Here is a 20,567-nt window from a genome sequence, read left to right as displayed (position 1 = left end):
TTGATTTAATAAGATTGGCCAGCACTTTCACGGGTTAACCAATCTCAGGTTTTGGTTTATTTTACACCGTCAATTTTTCGCATGTATTCTAAAATATGACGGGCATCATCGTCGCTTAACCCTTGGTTTGGCATACGAACCAAACAAATTTCTAATTGGGCTTGTACTTCAGGGTCTTTGTCGATCATTGGGTCAGGATTGGTGATAAAGTTCATAATCCATTCCGGTCTTCTTCTTTCGGTTACGCCTTTCCATCCCGGACCAACGAGTTTTTCATCAGTTGATTTGTGACAAGAAGTACATTTTACAGCAGCTACTTCTTCGCCTTTGCCGGCCATGGCTTGGTCGAGCGTAGCGCCCAATTCTACGTTGGTAAATTTACCTTCACCTCTTTTTGGGTCGTAACTTGATGGGTCAGCGGCTTTTGTTTCTGTTGCAGACGGATCGGCAGCAGGGTTGTATTCTTCAGTTTCTTTTTCCTTTTTCCCACAAGCAATCAGCAGAGAAAAGGTGAGCGCGGTTAACAATAATTTTTTCATGATAGGAAGTATTAAAGATTCATTTACAAATTTCAGCATTAAACACTTGTTAATTTTATGATTACAATCATAAAGAGTAGGAAAGTTTTCCGGCTTGTCTTTTAAAAGCTATGATTCTGATAGTCAGATAGTCATAATCGACTGTGCTTGTAACAAATGTTTAAGGTTATCATTGGTGTAAATTGCCTTTTTATCATGTCTTATTAAATCTTATCTTTACTTCTCAATTGCTACTTATGCCAAATCGAGACATCAAAATACTACACATCGACAGCAATCATCCTTTGTTATGGGAACAATTGGTTGCCGCCGGATTTCAAAATGAAGCCGATTTCACTTCCTCTAAAAGCGAAATCGAAGCTAAAATCGAAGATTATCAAGGCATTGTCATTCGTAGTCGTTTTAAAATTGACAAAGCGTTTATGGATAAAGCCACTAATCTTAAGTTCATTGCCAGAGTTGGCGCGGGGTTGGAGAGTATTGATTGCGACTATGCCGAGACCAAAGGTATTCATTTGATTGCAGCGCCGGAAGGCAATTGTAATGCGGTTGGAGAACATGCTTTGGGGATGTTATTGTCGTTAATGAACAAACTCAACAGGGCTGACCGTTTGGTGCGCCAAGGCCAATGGATACGAGAAGGCAATCGAGGCTATGAATTGGAAGGCAAGACCGTTGGCATTATTGGATATGGCAATATGGGGAAATCGTTTGCCAAAAAACTACGCGGATTTGACGTTACCGTTTTGTGTTATGATATTTTACCCAATGTAGGCGATGCCAATGCGCGTCAAGTTTCGTTGGCCGAGTTGCAAGCCAAAGCTGAGGTATTGAGTTTGCACATACCATGGACACCCGAAACGGATAAGATGGTGAATACGAATTTCATCAATGCTTTTGCCCAACCTTTTTGGTTGATTAATACCTCAAGAGGTAAAAATGTGGTGACCGATGATTTGGTCACAGCTTTAGCCACCGGGAAAATTTTGGGCGCCGGATTGGATGTGTTGGAATACGAAAAGTTGTCTTTTGAAAATTTATTTATCGACAGTGAAAAACCCAAAGCCTTTGCGTATTTATTGCAAGCGGACAATGTTTTATTGACGCCACATATTGCCGGATGGACGTTTGAAAGTCATGAGAAATTGGCCCAGACGATAGTGGATAAGATTTTGAAAATGTTCCGTTAGCCAATTCTTTTACCGTTACTACTACTGAGTTTGTTTTGTATTCCGAAAGGACTTTCTTTAAATTTCGGGTGCAATACTTTTTAAAAGTTCGATTTTTTATAAGAATTTTATATATTAGAGCCATCAATTAATTTAACCAATAAAACAATTTATTATGGACGCACAAAAAGTCGACATGTTTTTAATGATGAACTCTAAGTTTTTCGAAGCGCATCATTTGCCAAGTGTGAGAGAGAAATTATTAACCCTTGACGAGTCAAGATGGGGTATGGTTCAAACCATGCAATTTAAAGATCCTACAACTGCTTTAATCATTTCTATTGTAGGTGGTGGTTCTTTGGGAATCGACCGTTTCTTTATTGGTGATACCGGATTGGGAATAGGAAAATTGTTGACTTGTGGTGGTTTAGGAATTTGGACTATCATCGATTGGTTCTTAATTATGGGAGCTACTCGTGAGAAAAACATTGAGCTTTTTCAAAATACTTTATACTAGTAAATGATGACCCGAAACAAGTTATACGTATTGTTAGGTGTGGCTTGTTTCCTTGGGTTTGTTTACCTTCTTTTAAGTACCTATTACTTTCAGCAATCTGACACAACGCTTTGTTGGTTTAAGAATGTTACTGGGTACAATTGTCCTTCATGTGGCACTACGAGAGCTGTTTTGTTACTTTTTAAGGGCAACTTGTTGCAGTCTGTTCAGTTCAATCCTTTAGGTTCAATCGTATTTCTTATTATGGTTTTAGCGCCTATTTGGATTGCCGTTGACTTGCTGACCCAGCAAGACACTTTGTTTCAAAAGTATAAGCAAACTGAGGTTTTTTTGAGAAAACCCTTGGTCGCAAGCTTTTTTATTTTACTGATTTTATTGCTCTGGTATTGGAACCTAACTAAAAATCTATGAGAAGACAAATAACCAATTTTCCCTATCAGCCTTCGGATAGTGAATGTGAGAAAGCGTCGAACAGCTACTTGATGTCGTTAGTGGCTGTGGTAGCCGGATTACCGTTGCCGATTCTGAATTTGATTGCCACTTTCTTCTTTTACGTGGCCAACCGCAACAAGCCTTATTTTGTAAGATGGCATTGTACACAAGCCTTGCTGTCACAATTTGCGCTTTTCTTTATGAACAGTTACAGTTTTTGGTGGACGGTTTCTATATTGTTTGGCGACGTAAAGTTTACCAATGAATATTTTGCTTATGTGCTTACCGTAATTGTGGTTAATATCATCGAATTGATTTCTACGATTTATGCAGCCGTTCAAGTTAGAAAAGGCATACACATAAAGTTCTTCTTCTTTGGCGGACTAACAGATTTGATTTGTAAACCTAAAACGCTACACTTATGAAAATAGCAGCACAAGGATTAGCCATAGTCTTTACAGTGTTTTTGATTTGGTTTGGCTTATCACAGTTAGACTATGTTTCCTTTTTTAAAGTGAAGCAGAATGGTCAAGATTTAGAAACCGCTTTGGGAGAATTAATTTGGGATGAAATAGCCAAAACCGAAGATGTAGTGCTTAACGACAGCTTGGTTAAAACCCTCGATAAATTAATCAATCCTTTATGTGAAGCTAACGGAATTGAGCGTGATTCCTTAAAAGTTCATATCATAGAAAAAGATGAAATCAACGCTTTTGCTTTGCCTAATAATCATTTGGTGGTTTATACCGGTTTGATTGCAGATTGCAAAAACCAACAAGCATTGCAAGGTGTTTTAGGACACGAAATCGCCCATATTGAAAACAAACACGTGATGAAGAAGCTTTCCAAAGAAATTGGATTTTCCGTATTGCTTTCGGCTACCACCGGTGGCAAAGCAGGCGAAGTATTGAAGGAAATTTTCCGAACCTTATCTTCTTCGGCTTACGACCGTTCTTTGGAGAAAGAGGCCGACATAACCAGTGTAGATTATATGATAGCCGCAGATATCGATCCTAAACCTTTGGCCGATTTTATGTATGAAATGGCTATGGATAGCCAAATGCCTAAAGAGATGTATTGGATTGCATCGCATCCGGAATCCGAGGAACGAGCCCAATATATTTTGGAATACATTAAAGGAAAGAAACTCAAAAACAAAGCCACTATAACTGAGAAAGAATGGCAGGCTTTTCAAAAATTAGCCGAACAACAATAGCAAAAAAGCAATCTTAGGGTTGCTTTTTTTTGTTTCAAGAAATACCCAGCTTAATTATTTTATTACAAAATTTCTTTATATTTGAGTCTATTAACCCATGGAGTAACCGAAAATCCTTAAGAGTAGGACTAACTAATAACTATTAATTATGTTTAACTGGTACAAAAAAGTTGTATTTGAAAATTATGCCAATTTTAACGGCAGAGCACGCCGATCAGAGTATTGGTATTTCACGCTTTTTAATTTGATTTTTTCAGTCATTACAATGGCCATTGACAAAGCGTTGAATTTGGAAATTGGTCTAAACACCGTTTACGGTTTGGCTGTTTTTATTCCGGGATTAGCTGTTGCTTTCCGAAGATTGCACGACATTGGAAAAAGCGGATGGTTGCTAGTGATTATTTACTTAGCGATGATTATTTGTGCTGCTGTAATGGTTGGCGCTAGTTTGTCAGCTTTGTCAGGAGTAGCTTCGCCGGAAGGATTTGGCATAGGCGTAATTATTGCCGGAGTGGTTGTTTTTGGTTTGGCCATTTGGTTGCTTGTGATGTTTTGTACCAATGGAGATGTTGGAGAAAACAAATACGGACCGGATCCAAAAGCAGATGGTTCAGAAGATATCAGTCAGATTGGAGTAGAATAATCCCATTTGACATTCAATAAAAAAGCCGGTAGTTACTACCGGCTTTTTCTATTTGTAATTTTTTTCTTTGCGTTCCAATTCGGCTTGAAATTCCTCCATTACCGGTTTTACAGTGCTCTCGGGTAAGTCGGCAATGCGAATGTACATCAAGCCATCGACAGCATTATTGAATAGTGGATCTACATTAAAAGCCACCACGCGTGCGTTTTGCTTGATGTATTTTTTAATCAATACCGGAAGTCGCAAACTGCCCGGTTCGACTTCGTCAATAATTTTGTCGAATTTATTCAAATCGGCTTCCGTCTCATTGAATACAAAATCCTTGTCGGCATCTTTCAATTTTACTTTGAACTCTTTCTTCGGATTGATGTATTGCGCCACATACGGATCATAGTAATGCGACTTCATGAACTCTATCATCAACGATTTGGAGAATTCGGTAAACTGGTTACTGATGCTTACGCCACCAATCAAATATTTGTGCTCCGGATAACGCAAGGTAGTATGTACGATGCCTTTCCACAACAAGAACAACGGCATTGGTTTTTGCTGGTAATCGCTCACGATAAAGGCGCGACCCATTTCGATGGACTTCGACATCATGTCGTATAACTCCGGTTCGAAACGGAATAAGTCTTGTAAATAAAAGCCTTCGATACCGTATTTCGGGAAAATTTCTGCGCCCAAGCCCATGCGGTAAGCGCCGGCTATTTGCTGATTTTCATCGTCCCACAAAAACATGTGGTGGTAATAATTGTCGTATTGGTCTAAGTCGATTGATTCGTTAGTGCCTTCACCTACAGCCCTAAAAGTAATCTCGCGCAAACGCCCTATTTCGTGTAAAATGTTCGGGATTTTATCGGCAGTTACCAAAAAAACCAAGTAGTTCTTGCTTTGTAACAAACGGTAATCGCCTTGCTTCAACACTTCAATTTCCTCTAAAATCTTGTCGTGGTTGGCCGGTTTTACAATTTGTTTCGGACTCTTAGGCGTTTTCAAATTCAAGTTGAGGTTTTGCGAACTCAATAGTTTGGATTCTTCGTTAAAAGAATTGGCTAACATATAGGTTTTACGACGCAAGAATTCCGAGTATTCTTCAATGGTTTTGTGTTCGTTTTGTTCGGCTACGGATATCGGTTTCCCAATGCGCACTTTAATTACTCGGTCCTTTTGGGTTAGCAATTCCGAGGGTAATTTGGCGGTGCGCAGCGTTGGATTAATTTTTGATAAGAAGTAGAAAAAACGACTGTTCTTGGCGTGGAAATAAATGGGTACTACCGGAACTTGTGCTTTGCGAATCACTTTGATGGCGCCTTCTTCCCAAGCTTTGTCTACTACTAGTTTTCCGTCTTTATAGGTAGAAACTTCTCCGGCAGGAAACATGCCTAAAGGTTTGCCGTCGCTCAAATGGCGTAGCGTTTCTTTGATGCCGATGACGCTCGATTTGGCATCTTTATGGTTTTCGAACGGATTCACCGGCATGATGTAAGGCTTCATCGGTTCGATGCGATGCAACAGGAAATTGGCGATGATTTTAAAATTCGGTTCTCTTTCGAGCATTAATTTCAATAACAAAATACCGTCAATACCACCCAGCGGATGGTTAGATATTGTAATATAAGCACCGTCTTTCGGTAATCGTTTTAAATCGTCTTCCGGAATTTCAAACTTAATTTGAAATTCATCCAAAATAGCGTTTAGGAATTCTACTTCGCTCAAGTGTTTGTTGCGGTCGTAGATTTTATTTAAGGTGGAGATTTTCAAAGCTTTCATTAGTAACCAGCCACAAAAAGTTCCGAAAACCCCGTATTTATCAGCGTTTATTGCTTTTGCAACTTCTTTAGCAGTAACTAAACCCATGTATACCGTTTATTTTTGAGTAAGAAACAAAGATAGTAATTCTGCTGAAATAGCCTTCAGAAAATGTGGAAAACACGGTTGAAACTTTAATTTTTTATTAAGGTTTTTGGGTTTCAAATGTTTGGGTTTTTGCCTATTTTTGACCCAAGGCCTTTCGGTCGAACAGTATGCAACACAATTTAATCTAAAGCTTAATGCGCATCATCTCTTATAACGTAAACGGCATTCGCGCGGCGATTTCAAAAGGATTTTTGAATTGGTTGCAGCAAGCCAATCCCGATGTGATTTGCCTCCAAGAAATCAAAGCCACCGAAGACCAAATTCCGTTGTTAGACGTGGAACTTTCCGGCTATCCTTATCACTATTGGTTTCCCGCAACTAAAAAAGGCTACAGTGGTGTGGCTATTTTGTCTAAAATAAAACCCAACAAGGTAGTTTTCGGGACCGGTATTGATCATATGGATTTTGAAGGCAGAAACTTGCGAGCGGATTTCGATGATTTTTCGGTGATGAGTTTGTATTTGCCTTCCGGAACCAACATGGATCGCTTGGACTATAAGTTCCAATACATGGATGAATTTCACGAGTATATCACCAATTTGAAAAAAGAAATTCCGAATTTGATTATCTGTGGCGATTACAATATTTGTCATGAAGCCATCGATATTCACGATCCGATACGCAACAAAACCGTGTCGGGATTCTTACCGGAAGAACGCGCATGGTTGGACAAATTCATGAAAAATGGGTTTATCGATACCTTCCGATTCTTTAACAAAGAGCCGCATCATTACAGTTGGTGGAGTTATCGGGCTAATGCCAGAGCCAATAACAAAGGGTGGAGAATTGATTATTGTTTGGCCAGCGAACCTTTAAAAGACCGTTTACGCAGAGCGGTAATTTTACCCGAAGCCAAACATTCCGACCATTGTCCGGTTTTGGTAGAAATTGAATAAGTAAAAAACAGCCTTAAAATAGATAAAATGATAAAAAGAGTAGTTTTAGGAATCCTAGTATTAACGGTGATGTCATCGTGTGTGTCAAAAAAAATCTACAATGATTTAGAAAACAAATACACCGATTTAAAAAAGGAAAATCGTTCGTTATCGGATGAGGTAGATGAGTTGCACAAAGCCAACGCCGAGTTTGACTCGGTGAACAAATCACTGACAGCCGAATTAACTAAATTGAAAGCCGACCGCGATAAGTTGCAAGCCGATTGTGCCGCAACCACCAATAATTTAAAAGCGTTACAAGAATCGTATGCTGCTTTAGAAAAAAACAGCAATGATGCTTTGGCTTCAAATATGAACAAAAATCGCGAATTGCTTGCCCAATTGGAAGCCAAGGAGAAAGCCATGGCAGCTGAGCAAGATCGTTTGAATAAATTGAGAGATGAATTGGCTTCAAGTACCCAACGTTTGAATGAATTGGAAAGCATGATTGCAGCCAAAGATGCCAGCATGAAAAAGCTGAAAGAAACCTTATCCAAAGCGCTCAATGCCTTCGAAGGAAAAGGGTTAACCGTAGAACAAAAGAATGGGAAGGTTTACGTTTCGATGGAAAACAAATTGTTGTTCCAAACCGGAAGCTGGGCAGTTGGTGCCGAAGGAAGAAAAGCGGTAGTAGAAGTTGGGAAAGTATTGGCCCAAAACCCGGATATTACGGTGTTGATTGAAGGCCATACCGACAACGACAAAATTTACGGCGCTATTGGTGGCGGTATAGAAAACAACTGGGATTTATCGACCAAAAGAGCCACAGCTATTGTGAATATTTTGGGAGAGAATGCCGGGATTCAAAAGAAAAATTTAACCGCAGCGGGTAGAGGAGAATTTGCACCGTTGATGAGTAACGATACACCGGAAGGCAAAGCGAAAAACCGCAGAATTGAAATTATTTTGACACCGAAATTGGATGAAATTTCCAAGATGTTGAATGAGTTTTAATAGGTAGGTGTTAAGGCGCAGAGCAACTAAGGTTCTAAGTTTTTGCTTAGAACCTTTTTAGTTTCAAACGTTTCCAAAAAATCTGTTAATCGAAATAAAATAACGACCACAATACGCTACTTTTGCGGGGCAAAAAGCCATTCAAAATGAACTACACTACTTTACCGAATACCGATATTAAAGTCAGCAAAATTTGCTTGGGCACTATGACTTTCGGAGAGCAAAACACCGAAAGTGAGGCTCATGCGCAATTGGATTATGCCGTAGAGAAAGGCATTAACTTTATTGATACAGCTGAAATGTATCCGATTGCAGCCAGACAAGCGACTTTAGGATCGACGGAAAGGTATATAGGGACTTGGTTAAAAAAAACAGGTAAGCGTTCGGATTTGGTGATTGCGACCAAAATAGCCGGACCGAATCGAGGTATGGAGTACATCCGTCAACCTTTAAACTTTTCTAAGAAAAGCATACACGAAGCGGTGGAGTTGAGTTTGAAAAACCTACAAACGGATTATATCGATTTGTATCAAATGCATTGGCCGGAGCGGGTGATGAACATGTTTGGTCAGCGTAGTGTTTCGAAAATTGACACCCAATGGCAAGATAATTTTGCAGAAGTTTTAGGAGTGTATGACGGTTTAATCAAAGAAGGCAAGATTAGACATATCGGCGTCTCTAATGAAAACCCTTATGGCGTGATGAAGTTTTTAAGCGAGAGTGAAAAGCATAATCTGCCCAGAATCGCCACTATTCAAAATCCGTATTCGTTGTTAAACCGATTGTTCGAAGTAGGTTTGTCTGAGATTTGTATGCGAGAGCAAGTAGGATTGATGGCCTATTCTCCATTGGCTTTTAGTTTTTTAACCGGTAAGCATTTGAATGGTTTACAACCGGATTCTCGTTTGGGCTTGTTTCCTCAGTTTACGCGTTATGCCAGTGAAAATTGTTTGAAGGCTACCCAATTGTACCATCAGCTGGCATTGGATAACGGTTTGACCCTAACCCAAATGGCATTGGCTTTTGTGCACCAACAAGATTTTGTGATGTCTACTATTATCGGTGCTACTAAAATGGAACAACTCCAGGAGAACATAGCGGCTTTTAGCACCGTACTTTCTACTGAAGTTGTTGCCGAAATTAACAAAATTCAAGCGGTATTTCCTGATCCTGCGCCATAAGAAGGCACTTTATTGTTGAGAAAATTTATTTTTTAAAATTCATTAAAAGATGATTTTCTTTTTGATACATCACTTAATACCTTTATGAGAATTCCAGAAGATTTGGTTAAATAATCTTTTGGAGACCTTACTTTTGAGATAACGTTATTAGCATTTTTAGTCTAAGGTTGTCTATTAAAAATCAGAAATCCACTTTTCTCAATTGGTCTTAATGTTAATGTTGTTTCGGTTAAGCTATAGATTTCATAGCACAACGTTTCGTTACTGTTGCTTGAATTAACTAACCTGAGGTAGTTTAACTCTGAAGTTACCGGCACCACTTCACCACATTGTGGTGAGGTATTTGACAAGCTAAAGGAATATGTGGTGTTTGATTGTCCTGAATAAATCCATGTACAAGTGTTGCCGTTAAAAACCAATTTATAATTATTATCTTCTTGTGAAATCCATGTGCCTATGATTGAGGCGTCTTGGTTTTGGTTTGTTGTAAAGGATATTAATATTGTGGAAATTACAACAGTAACTATGATTCTAATTTTTGTTTTCAAGAAATAAAGTATTTAAGGTTGAGCCAAAGTCATAAAAACATGATTTGGTAAATAATATTCCTCAGACGGTTGTGACAATTGTTTAATAAAAACAGTATCATCATTTGGATTAAGGGTTAGTCGGACATTGATTATTGCATCTGAGAATCCACTTTTGATAGTACCTTCATAAACATTTTCCGAAACCAAATTAAGTGTGATAGAATCCTCTCCATTACTGTCCACGCAATCAAGTTTTGAACCGCTCATGAAGCTGCTACAGTGTTTACCTGTTACTACACTTCCGGTTTGAATTAGATAAAACTCAGTGTTGCTATCAGTTGTGGTCGATTTCCAATACCAAGTGCCACTTAAAGTTGCTTGTGAAGAAGGATTTGAATTTGCGAATAAGTTTTCGTTTTTTACATCATCATTCTTTAATGACATTTTAAAATATTTACCAATATTATTGGTGCCGTTTAAAGTTAACACTACGCTTAGTAAGGTGAGTATAATGATTGTAGCTCTTTTCATAATATTTGTTTTTAACAGTTAACATTTTTTGAATTTTGATTAGTTTTATTGATGAACTTGTTGGCTCTGTTCAGCCATCCGTTATGGTACTTTTTCAGGGTATTTGTTAACAACTGTTGATTAGTAGCGTTTGGATATTTAGCAATATATCTTGATGTGCTGGCGTTGACCAAGTTATCGTAATATTGAATTCTATTTGACTTAAAGTTATTGTATAAAGCAATTTGGTTTGGATGATTATTTATTATGCTTATAAGATTGTCATCTACAGAACCGTTCAAAGTTAAGTTGTAACCTAGATTGTTAAGCGTCTTTTTTAATGTGATTATTGCATTAGATCCTGCATTAACATAAAAGTCAAAAAGTATGTATCTCAAATCACCATCAATGATATCGTCACATTTTATTTTATCCCAATACAGTGATTTATACATCGCTTTAGCTTGATCATTTGTCAACATTTCTAAGTTCTCAATGTTGGGTTCAACCCCTAGAATGCTTTCTGCATTTGCTACCCATACTTTCCAGCTAATCCCCTTGTTAGTGGCACCACCCGGATCAATAGGGTCAAATGTAAAACCACCCTCAGCATCTATGATGTTGTTAACTCTTTTATCAAACGTGTTACAATCTTTATCGCTTTCTATAACCCCAATCACCCCGCTTGGTGCGCACCGATTCAAACCCATGGGGCAAAGATCTGTGAAAGTTACCACTAAAGTTACATCATAACCGGGATTGGACCCGTTGCCGCACATCGATTCGAGATATGAGTTCCAATCAGGATAGCTTCTTCCGCATTCACAAACTACAGAGAGAGAAACATCCAGACAAACCGTATCCTCCGAGCCTCCTCCTTGAGATCCTGTAGGGCCTTCGCTGCCACCATCATAGGAACCGCCACCGCCGCCAACTTCAGGGGTGTCTTCATTATCAGAAAAGTCAGTTTCAATATCTTCGCAAGGGTTTGTACTTAACAATCCTTTGGCGGTTACGGTCCCTTTAAATTCCTGAATTTTTTTGAGTTGTTCTTGGTACTCTTGCGCAAACACATCTGTCATAGCGTATTTCATCAAAGTCAATTCCAATTCCCCGTTTTTATCCGTCATTACCAAATTGTGGAAGGTCTTGTAATCGTCTTCCGGATGATTGGTAACCCTGAAAATGTAATTTCTAACCCCTAATGAATCAACAACAAGTAAGATAGTGCTGTAGTCAATCGTTTCGTAATCCGTTCTCGATAAAGATTGTTGTTGACCGTTTCCCCCTAAGTTAGTAAACTTAGTTTTCAGCGTGTTGGCAATTCGTTTGGCCTCAGCGCTTTTCAAATACTCGGTTGTAATACCGCTTTTTCTACCCAATCCCTTTTCTTTCACAAACATTTCTTCTGTTTGACAGCTTTGCAGGGAGCAAATGCTAATGAAAAGGATTCCCCAAAGATACAAATTTCTTACATTCATAATTAAATAAATTAAAATTTAACAAATAAATACAGCCAAAACTATATATATTTGTAGTAAAATTCTATTTAAAAATGAATTGTGTTGATTTAAAACGTAATAATTATGGAGATAGGAATTAAAATCAGAAAATTACGCGAAGCCAAAAAAATGTCACAAATGGAGTTGGCTTATATTTTAGGCATTTCACAATCTAAACTTTGTACTATAGAAAGCAATGAAGACAAATCGATTGATTTTGTGCTTATGCATAAAGTTTGCCAATTTTTCGGAGTGGGATTTGATCATTTCATAGATTACAAAGCCGAGGGGCAACCAACCAAAGGACAGCTTTCACTAAGTACCATTCACGATGCGTTTGAAGACAGCGTGATGAACCAAATCCATTTTCTTATTGTTGATAATCGCTCCAAAGAACACCGAATTCAAGAGCTTTTATTTCAAATTGCCCAAATGAAACGTGATCAAACGTGAATCAATAATATAAATACAATAAGATGGGTTTTTCCGAAGCATCAATCAGTTTTTCCAAACGGCCAAAATAAGTTTCATTCACCATCGGACACCCTAAGCTATTACAAATCGGGTTACTTTGCTCTTCGTAAGGCACTTTTTCATAGTGGTGTAAAACGATGAATCGCTCAAAAGCTTTGTCGTTTGTCTTCTCTAATCCGAAAAGCTTATACGATTTGCCAAACTTCCCAACATAATCTTTTCCGATAGCATACAAGCCTAAAGAAGTAGTATTAGAATCGGGAATATTACTGAAATATAATTCGCCTTCTATGCCGGTCTCAGAACCCGATCCGTGCGCCATCAATCCTTGGTCTGTTATCTTGTTTTGTTTCAAATCGTACACAAAAAACCTGTTTTTACCCGACATGATTTTTAAATCGGCCAGAAAAACCAACTCATTATTGTACTTCGGATTTTTATCCAAAAACTTTTGCAATACTTTTATTTTCGATGACAAACGCTTTTGGGCAACATCATCCGATAGGGGTTTGGACCGACTGAACAGCGGTGCGGATTTTTTCGTAAACCAATAGCCCAACCCTAAAACCAACACTATAACAAGAAGGCCAAACAGTTGTTTCATCAATTTATTCTTTAACCAATTTAGTTTGGAACAATCTACCGTTTGGACCGTCAACGGTAGCCAAATAAATTCCCTTAGCCAATGAGGCCACTGAAATACGATTGACTGCTAAAGCGTCTAAACCTTGAGTTAAAACTACCTTTCCGGTAAGGTCGGTAATGGTAACCGCTCTCAGCAAAAGATTATTGTCATTTTGAACCACTAATTCATTCTGAACCGGATTAGGGTAAAGTCGAATACCTTTGTTGCCAAAGTCGTTAACCGATAAACTGGCATCTATCATTTTGTAAATAGTACCACCCATGGCCACGTACAATTCTCCGTTTGTATCTTCTCCGAAAGTGGTAATTAAATTCGGACCGTTGTAGTTCCAAGTGATGGTTCCGTCGCTGCTAACCCATCCGATTTCTCCTGTACAATAGTCGGCAAAAAAGTATTTGTTGGCAAAGTTAGGATAAGTTGTACCGGTGTAAAAATAACCGCCCGTAATCGAGCATCGATTGGTAGTACCGTGAACATAAACCGCAATCGGGGCGTATGTAGCGCTATAACCCGGACAGCCGGAAGTATCATAAGGAACATTGCCCTCATAACATCGCCAACCGAAGTTTAATCCGGTGTTGGACGCAGGAGCACTTACTTTATTAATTTCTTCAATCGCATTTTGCCCAACATCGGCTATCCACAAATCTCCGTTCAAACGATTAAAGGAAAACTTCCACGGATTGCGTAATCCAATGGCCCAAATTTCATCGTTTCCGGTAATGCCCACATAAGGGTTGGTTGCCGGAATGCCGTATGGTGAAGCGGAGTCTACGTCAATTCGGAGCATTTTACCTAAATTTTCATTGATGTTTTGTGCTCTGTTTCCGGGATCGCCGCCACTGCCACCATCACCCATGCCAATGTACAAATAGCCATCGGGACCAAATTTAATCGAACCGCCATTATGGTTGCTAAAAGGCTGTGCTACAGTTAATAAAATGGTTCCGCTGGAAGCATCCGCGATATTGGGATCTGATGAAACACTATAGCGCGCAATAACAGTAGCCCCGTCACCAGCTCTGGTATAGTTGACATAAAAATAGCCATTAGTGGCATAGTTGGGATGAAAAGCCAAACCCAACAATCCTCGCTCACCACCTGATAGAATAGTGGAAGAGGTTAGGGTTAAAAAAGGAGTGGTATTGATGGTGCCGTTCGGATTCAGAATGCGAATCAAACCGCTTTGTTGGACTACAAAAAGGCGCGTATCATTGGGCGCACAAGTGATTTCTACCGGAGAGGAAAATCCGGTGGCAAAACTTTGTAAATTGATGGTTTGTGCCGAAATACCGAAGCAGCACAGTCCGAAAAGGAATAGTAATTTTGTTTTCATAGCAATTGGTTTTGGGTAAAGTTAAAAAAAACCAACTACTAATACAAGTCTTTAAAAATCAAACTCTTCCGTGTTGAGACTGTCGTTAACAACTGCCGGTACAATTTTTTGTTTTAAATATTGTTGTGCCGCTCCTGAAATGGTCAACGGGAAGTTGCCTATGGTGTCGGTTTCGGTGAGTAGTTTTCGGCGTAGCATCAATCGCGTTAGGAAATCGCTTTGCTGACGGGCAAAAGATTTGAGTTGTTGTTCGCCGTCAAATCGGTACATAAATCCTTTGGGTTTCGGGACAATGGTAGCCAGGAACAAACATTCGTTCAAATTCAATTCGGCCGGTCTTTTTTGGAAGTAAAACTGAGCCGCTTCGCCGATGCCGTATACATTCGGACCCCATTCGATGACGTTAAAATATACTTCTAACATGCGCTCTTTGGTGCTGATGCGATTGTTTTCCAATATGTAAACCAGCAAAATTTCTTCCAGTTTTCGCGATAAGGTTTTTTCGCGGGTGAGAAATACATTTTTCACCAGTTGCATGCTGATGGTACTGGCGCCGCGGGCAAACTTTTTAGTTTTGATGTTTTTGGCAATCGATTGCTTAAAGGCTTCACCGATAAATCCGCGATGGTTGAAAAACGATGGGTCTTCACTGGTAAGCACACATTTCTGCAAATAGGGTGAAATCTCAGTCAATGGCGTGAAATTCGGATTTGACGGGCCAACTACTATCGGGCGTTGCGGGATGCCTTTGTCAATAGCGCGATAGGTAAATTCACCGTTGATTTTATTCAGATCGGCTTCTCCGTATTTGGTAATTTTAAGACCTTCGGGTTGCAGTTTGCTCTCAAAAATCAGGTCTTTGGGTTTGTGGTTGTTGTATTCAAAATGCAGGGCATAACTAAAATGGCCTTGGGCTTCCATACCTTCAAAATGGCGAAATAATCCGGTAGGTAAGGAGTTGATAAAATCTTGTGCCTTCATTTTCGGAATGGCTAATTTCAAGGCGTAAATCTTATCTTCTTCATTCGTGTAAGCCACATAGGGTTTGCATTTGATGTCGTTTAATTGCAAAGTCGAAGTGCTGTCGAGTGCCAAAAAGCGAGAGCCGACAACCCAGCGGTAATCAAATCGGGCATTTTGAATCACCACATCTTTGGATGCGATTTTGGGATGGTTGACCACCAAACCGCGTATGGAAGAATAGCCGTTTATGTGCAATTCGCCGCTGTCCATCGCCAAATTTTCCAAGTTGAAATGAATCGATTGGAATCCGGTTTTCAACTGAAATTTTTGGTCCAAATACGGCAATCGAATGGTGTCGCTTTTCGGGTTGAAGAATTCCAAATCGGCTTTCCTATCGCGTGGATCGGCAAATCCGGTTACCGCCCATTGTTGGGAAAAGCCCTCAGAAGTCACTTTAATCAACGTGTTCAATTTTTTATCGGATAAGGCCAATTGGTTGAAATCGAAAACTACTTTGTGTCCCATATCGTCCAACTTTACGGCAAAACCTTTCACTTGCATGTCGGTTGGCACCAAGTCGAGTAAATTAGAAGTTAGGCGATTGAGCAGTTTGGCATAATTGACTTCAGCTGTTTCTTTTGGCTCTTTTTTGGAGCGCAGAAATGCCTTGAAGTTGCTGCCGTTTTTGGTTTTTACCAACTGAATATAGCCGCGGTTGATGTCGAGTTTGCCCAATTGGATATCACCGGTGAGTAGTTTCCAAAAATTAACACTGGTTTTTAAATTATCTATACGTACCAAAGTGTCAGCTTGGTTCGGCACCAGCGTAATGTGTTGGAATTCTAAATCGGATAAACCTTGGAATTCGGCTTTGGCCACTTGAAATCGGCATTGGTAATCGCGCTGCATTTTGGCATCAATCCTATCAATAACTTTGCTCAAAAGACTACCTCTAAAAACAAAGAGCAATACCAAGCCTAACAACAGCAAAACGCCACTGATTTTAAGACCTAAAAAAACTTTTTGTCGGGTGGTTCTCATGATTGATACGACTTCTAAAGCAGACTAAATAATGGCTTAACCAGATTTCAGTTTAGCCAAACAATTGTTCGACGACTTCTTCAATTTTGGAAACTAAAACGATTTTGATGAGCGGATTTTTGAGTGCAATTTTGTTGTATTTCGAAACGAATATCGTTGCAAAGCCTAACTTTTCCGCTTCTTGGATGCGTTGTTCTACACGGTTTACCGGGCGGATTTCTCCGGACAAACCAACTTCTCCGGCAAAACAAACGTCTTTCCCAACCGCTATGTCTTCGTTAGAAGATAAAATAGCAGCCACTACAGCCAAATCAATCGCCGGATCATCTACCGAAATACCGCCGGTTACATTTAAAAATACGTCTTTGGTGCCTAAGCGAAACCCGGCGCGTTTTTCCAAGACAGCCAAAATCATATTCAATCGTTTGGCGTTGTAACCCGTGGTACTGCGTTGCGGTGTTCCGTAAACTGCTGTAGATACTAAAGCCTGAATCTCTATCATTAATGGGCGCATGCCTTCTAAAGTTGAGGCAATGGCGGTGCCCGAAAGTTCTTCTTCGCGATGGGAAATGAGGATTTCCGACGGATTAGAGACTTCGCGTAAACCGGAACCTTGCATTTCGTAGATGCCCAATTCGGCGGTAGAACCAAAACGGTTTTTTAAAGAACGCAATAGGCGGTACACGTGATTTCGGTCGCCTTCAAATTGCAATACGGTATCGACCATATGTTCCAAAATCTTCGGTCCGGCTATGTTACCATCTTTGGTGATATGCCCAATCAAGATTACCGGTATGTTGGTTTCTTTGGCGAATTTAATCAACTCAGCAGTGGTTTCCCTAATTTGAGAAATGCTGCCGGCAGTCGATTCAATATGGTCGGTGTGCAGGGTTTGTATGGAGTCGATAATCACGATATCGGGTTCGACTTCTACAATATGACGGAAGATATTTTGTGTTTTGGTTTCGGTTAAAATCAAACAGTTCTCACTGTTGGGATTGATGCGTTCTGCGCGCATTTTAATTTGTTTCTGACTTTCTTCACCCGAAACATACAAGGTTTTGTAGGGAAGTTTCAAGGAAATTTGAAGCAATAACGTACTCTTTCCAATGCCCGGTTCTCCGCCCAAAAGGATGAGTGAGCCTGGAACGATTCCGCCGCCAAGCACGCGGTTCAATTCGCTGTCGGTGGTGTCCATGCGGACTTCCTGTGTCGAATCGATTTCCTTTATTTTCAGAGGTTTGGAAACTCTTTTGTTTTCAGAAGCTGAAGGCTTCCAATCTGTTTTTTCTTCTTTTTGAATAATCTCTTCGGCTATGGTATTCCACTCTTTGCAAGCATTGCATTGCCCTTGCCATTTGGCGAATTGGGTACCGCAATTTTGACAAAAGAAAGTCGTTTTGAGTTTGGCCATTATTCTGATTTTTTCTCTTCTGTTGGGGTTTCTGTCGGCGTTTCGCTTGGCGTTTCTGCCGGTACTTCTTCTACCGGCGTTTCTTCGATTACTTCTTGGCCTTTTTTACCTTTTTTTGGCATTGATTTTTTCAATTCATCGGCTCTTTCCATCATCATGTCTTTGGTCAAATCGCCCACTTCTGATTGTTGGAATGCGGCCAAATAGGATTTAAGTGCACGGGCATTGTCGCCTTTTTTTTCATACATCTGCGCCATGTGATAGTCGGCCAACATGGTTTTTGGGTAATTTTTGCGCGCCAATTGCGCCAATTGATCGAATTCGTTATATGCTTTGTTTTTTAAGATGGCGGCTTCGATGGCTTTGAAATCGTTCATTCTGATTTGTAATTTCAAGTTGAATGACTTTTCAAGCATATCGTACTTTTGAACCAAATAATCCACATAACCTGAAGGCAATACCACAATTTTTTCTTGAAACTCTACTGTAGAGATCGGTTGGTAGACCGAGAATATTTGGTACAAAGCACTCGGAATGGCATGTAAAACCAAGGAATAGTGCGAAGAACCTTTGAAGTCATCGTAACGGTAATTTACTTTTGGATTGTTGATTTTACCGGCCAATTCATCCAAGGCTTGAATACGGGTTCTCATTTTTTTGACATCACCATCGGCAGAGCAATGGTAGTAAAAAAGCGGTTGTTGTATGGCTGTTAAACGATTCACTATACGCTCTTCCATTTCGGTTCCCAATTCCGGACTCATCGAAATAAAAGCGTTAAAAATAGGTTGTTCTTTATACAAATAGCAATTTAAAAATCCGGCGGTAGTATCTAAACCGGCGGCAATTCGGAACGGAGCGATTCTGAAGTTTTTCTCAATCATCGGAATCAATTCCATTCCTAAAAACTCGAAAAACGCTTCTCCTTTTTCAGAAGGTAAACCGGTGGTTTCATCCAACATACAATCGGTTTCCCGCTCGTTGTTTTTATTTTGACTAACTGATACTATAATCACTTCGGGCAAATCATCCCAATAATATCCGTAACTCAAAGCACCTTGAAAAGCATCGTGCAGGAAGTCGCCGTCCAGCAACAATAACATCGGGTATTTTTGAGCTTTATTTTTAGAATACGAAGGCGGTAGACTAATTTTGATTTCGCGGTCTTCGTTTAATTTTTGAGAGGTTATGGTGTCGGTTATGGTTTTTTGGGCCATCAAAGAACCGGAGCAAACAAACAGAAAAAGGAACAACAATTGTTTCATGGGCTTTGGTTTTGGTTAAAGAAATAAATGCTGAAATGCTCAGCAAGATAATAAATTATTTATTGCGGTTAAACACCGGCAACAAAACATAAGAGGTTAACCCCAAAGTAATAATGAGCAAGGTTTGAGAAGTCCAAACCAACCAACCGAAAGCCGTGCCAATATCGTTAGAAATGCCGTAAAGAGAGAAAATCAAGGCGATGGAAAACGGGTAGGCGCCAAGACCTCCGTTAGAAAAACCAACCGCCAAACTTCCGAAGATAAAGCCCATAATTACGATGTCAAAACTAATCTCGGCCGTTTCGGGCAAGGCAAAAATAGTAACGTAAAACATGGCCAAATAGGAGAACCAAATAAAGAAAGAATGAAATAGGTATTCCCATTTTTGCTCCATTTTAAAAATAGTCATCATGCCCTCAATGAGCCCGGAGAGTTTTTTCTTGAGTTTAAGGATGATGTTCCATTCGGCATAAATCCAAATCAGCAGAAAAACAATGCCCAGGAATATAGCAAAAATAGCGTAGTAAATAAGCGTTTGCAGGGAAATGTTTTTGCTCAATAAGAATTGATAGATGGCATCAAATTGCGATACGAAGCCAATAATCACAAACAAGAAAAAAATGAACAGATCCACGATTCTCTCGGCTACTATAGTCCCGAAAGCCTTGTCAAACGGCACATCTTCGTATTTTTTTAATAAGGCTGCTCTTGAAATTTCACCCGAACGCGGCACCGTAAGATTCACCAAATAAGAAACAGAAACGGTGAAAAAGTTGTTGTAAAACTGCGTTTGATAGCCCAAATGATTCAGCGCAAATTTCCAACGGTAAGCCCTGGACCAATGTCCGGTAACCGCAATCACTAAAGACAACAAAATGTAATAGTAATTGGCTTTTTGAAAGCTGATTTTAATTTTGTCAATTTCCTCCGGTTGGAGTGTGGTGTATTGGTAGTAAATGATCCCGATTCCTATCAAAAGAGGAATGAGGATAGTGAGCCATTTACGAAGTTGTTTTTTCAAGGTTTAGGTAAGAGAATTGTCGTTTTCGTTAGGGAAAACCAACCAAGGTTTGAAGGTTTTAGCTTCTTCAAAATCCATGATGGCATATGACATGATAATGATGATGTCGCCTTTGTGCACTTTACGAGCAGCCGGTCCGTTAAGGGTAATTTCGCCGGAGTTTTTTAACCCTTTGATGACGTAGGTTTCGAAACGCTCGCCATTGTTCACATTCACTATAGACACTTTTTCACCTTCAATTAGGTTAGAAGCATCCATTAAGGCTTCATCAATGGTGATGCTGCCAATATAATTTAAATCGGCACCGGTAACTTTAACGCGGTGTATTTTAGATTTTACTACTTGAATTTGCATGGGGC

Annotated in this window: 21 protein-coding genes; 10 read left to right on the top strand and 11 right to left on the bottom strand. The window is 39.6% G+C overall.

The genetic code is table 11. From position 1 onward, the window contains the following. Positions 1–56: 56 nt before the first annotated feature. Entirely contained in the window at positions 57–539 is a 483-nt protein-coding gene (locus SK086_RS01690) for a c-type cytochrome (RefSeq protein WP_324689325.1), read from the bottom strand. Positions 540–775: 236 nt separating this feature from the next. Here SK086_RS01690 and SK086_RS01685 point away from each other — a divergent pair, with 236 nt between their 5' ends. The 6 genes from SK086_RS01685 (at position 776) to SK086_RS01665 (ending at position 4,516) form a co-directional block, all read left to right on the top strand. Then, entirely contained in the window at positions 776–1,729 is a 954-nt protein-coding gene (locus tag SK086_RS01685) for a 2-hydroxyacid dehydrogenase (RefSeq protein ID WP_324689324.1), read from the top strand. A 154-nt stretch (positions 1,730–1,883) separates the two neighbouring features. Next, positions 1,884–2,225 carry a TM2 domain-containing protein gene (locus SK086_RS01680; RefSeq protein ID WP_290872153.1) on the top strand — a complete coding sequence of 114 codons (342 nt, stop codon included), beginning with the start codon at positions 1,884–1,886 and terminating at the stop codon, positions 2,223–2,225. A gap of 3 nt (positions 2,226–2,228) precedes the next feature. Continuing rightward, positions 2,229–2,636 (top strand): DUF2752 domain-containing protein, encoded by a 408-nt coding sequence (locus SK086_RS13640; protein WP_407652313.1) that lies wholly within the window; start codon positions 2,229–2,231, stop codon positions 2,634–2,636. Further along, complete coding sequence (locus SK086_RS01675; protein WP_324689323.1) at positions 2,633–3,082, top strand: DUF4870 domain-containing protein; 450 nt, start codon at positions 2,633–2,635, stop codon at positions 3,080–3,082. The genes SK086_RS13640 and SK086_RS01675 overlap by 4 nt, the downstream gene beginning before the upstream one ends. Continuing rightward, positions 3,079–3,873, top strand: coding sequence for a M48 family metallopeptidase (locus SK086_RS01670; protein ID WP_324689322.1), 795 nt, complete (start codon positions 3,079–3,081; stop codon positions 3,871–3,873). The genes SK086_RS01675 and SK086_RS01670 overlap by 4 nt, the downstream gene beginning before the upstream one ends. 148 nt (positions 3,874–4,021) lie before the next feature. Then, entirely contained in the window at positions 4,022–4,516 is a 495-nt protein-coding gene (locus SK086_RS01665; protein ID WP_324689321.1) for a DUF805 domain-containing protein, read from the top strand. 48 nt (positions 4,517–4,564) lie between these two features. On the opposite strand, the gene SK086_RS01660 is transcribed toward SK086_RS01665, so the two are convergent. Further along, entirely contained in the window at positions 4,565–6,376 is a 1,812-nt protein-coding gene (locus tag SK086_RS01660) for a lysophospholipid acyltransferase family protein (RefSeq protein WP_324689320.1), read from the bottom strand. A 194-nt stretch (positions 6,377–6,570) separates the two neighbouring features. Here SK086_RS01660 and SK086_RS01655 point away from each other — a divergent pair, with 194 nt between their 5' ends. From SK086_RS01655 to SK086_RS01645, 3 genes are all read left to right on the top strand, one after another. Beyond that, on the top strand, positions 6,571–7,332 hold the full coding sequence (locus tag SK086_RS01655; protein WP_324689319.1) for an exodeoxyribonuclease III: 762 nt from the start codon (positions 6,571–6,573) through the stop codon (positions 7,330–7,332). A gap of 27 nt (positions 7,333–7,359) precedes the next feature. After that, positions 7,360–8,325: an OmpA family protein gene (locus SK086_RS01650; RefSeq protein ID WP_290872135.1), complete on the top strand. Its 966-nt coding sequence runs from the start codon at positions 7,360–7,362 to the stop codon at positions 8,323–8,325. A 146-nt stretch (positions 8,326–8,471) separates the two neighbouring features. Next, positions 8,472–9,506, top strand: a complete 1,035-nt coding sequence (locus tag SK086_RS01645; RefSeq protein ID WP_324689318.1) for an aldo/keto reductase — start codon at positions 8,472–8,474, stop codon at positions 9,504–9,506. A gap of 560 nt (positions 9,507–10,066) precedes the next feature. On the opposite strand, the gene SK086_RS01640 is transcribed toward SK086_RS01645, so the two are convergent. Further along, on the bottom strand, positions 10,067–10,567 hold the full coding sequence (locus tag SK086_RS01640) for a hypothetical protein (protein ID WP_324689317.1): 501 nt from the start codon (positions 10,565–10,567) through the stop codon (positions 10,067–10,069). 11 nt (positions 10,568–10,578) lie between these two features. Then, the gene (locus tag SK086_RS01635) at positions 10,579–12,027 is read right to left on the bottom strand and encodes a glycoside hydrolase family 108 protein (RefSeq protein ID WP_324689316.1); all 1,449 of its coding nucleotides are present in this window, start codon (positions 12,025–12,027) and stop codon (positions 10,579–10,581) included. A 105-nt stretch (positions 12,028–12,132) separates the two neighbouring features. On the opposite strand from SK086_RS01635, the gene SK086_RS01630 reads away from it, so the two are divergent. Beyond that, the gene (locus SK086_RS01630) at positions 12,133–12,501 is read left to right on the top strand and encodes a helix-turn-helix domain-containing protein (RefSeq protein WP_324689315.1); all 369 of its coding nucleotides are present in this window, start codon (positions 12,133–12,135) and stop codon (positions 12,499–12,501) included. A 1-nt stretch (position 12,502) separates the two neighbouring features. Here SK086_RS01630 and SK086_RS01625 read toward each other — a convergent pair whose 3' ends face one another. The 7 genes from SK086_RS01625 to panD are packed head-to-tail and all read right to left on the bottom strand — an operon-like array spanning position 12,503 to position 20,562. Then, on the bottom strand, positions 12,503–13,126 hold the full coding sequence (locus SK086_RS01625; protein ID WP_324689314.1) for a murein L,D-transpeptidase catalytic domain-containing protein: 624 nt from the start codon (positions 13,124–13,126) through the stop codon (positions 12,503–12,505). 4 nt (positions 13,127–13,130) lie between these two features. After that, a complete protein-coding gene (locus SK086_RS01620; RefSeq protein WP_324689313.1) occupies positions 13,131–14,504 on the bottom strand; it encodes a PQQ-dependent sugar dehydrogenase in 1,374 nt (457 codons plus the stop codon). Between the two features lie 51 nt (positions 14,505–14,555). Continuing rightward, positions 14,556–16,508: a biosynthetic peptidoglycan transglycosylase gene (locus tag SK086_RS01615; protein ID WP_324689312.1), complete on the bottom strand. Its 1,953-nt coding sequence runs from the start codon at positions 16,506–16,508 to the stop codon at positions 14,556–14,558. A 52-nt stretch (positions 16,509–16,560) separates the two neighbouring features. Then, positions 16,561–17,922, bottom strand: a complete 1,362-nt coding sequence (gene radA / locus SK086_RS01610) for a DNA repair protein RadA (RefSeq protein ID WP_290872124.1) — start codon at positions 17,920–17,922, stop codon at positions 16,561–16,563. Beyond that, positions 17,922–19,187 carry an alpha/beta hydrolase-fold protein gene (locus tag SK086_RS01605; RefSeq protein ID WP_324689311.1) on the bottom strand — a complete coding sequence of 422 codons (1,266 nt, stop codon included), beginning with the start codon at positions 19,185–19,187 and terminating at the stop codon, positions 17,922–17,924. Before SK086_RS01605 ends, radA begins: the two co-directional genes overlap by 1 nt. 55 nt (positions 19,188–19,242) lie before the next feature. Continuing rightward, positions 19,243–20,208 (bottom strand): lysylphosphatidylglycerol synthase transmembrane domain-containing protein, encoded by a 966-nt coding sequence (locus SK086_RS01600; protein ID WP_324689310.1) that lies wholly within the window; start codon positions 20,206–20,208, stop codon positions 19,243–19,245. Positions 20,209–20,211: 3 nt separating this feature from the next. Then, positions 20,212–20,562 carry an aspartate 1-decarboxylase gene (panD, locus tag SK086_RS01595; RefSeq protein ID WP_290872115.1) on the bottom strand — a complete coding sequence of 117 codons (351 nt, stop codon included), beginning with the start codon at positions 20,560–20,562 and terminating at the stop codon, positions 20,212–20,214. Positions 20,563–20,567: the final 5 nt, after the last annotated feature.

This window comes from Flavobacterium cheonhonense, from assembly GCF_035671315.1.
Taxonomy (GTDB): Bacteria; Bacteroidota; Bacteroidia; order Flavobacteriales; family Flavobacteriaceae; genus Flavobacterium; species Flavobacterium cheonhonense.
Note: the sequence above shows the minus strand (reverse complement) of the source record. Positions and strands in the feature narration are given on the sequence as shown.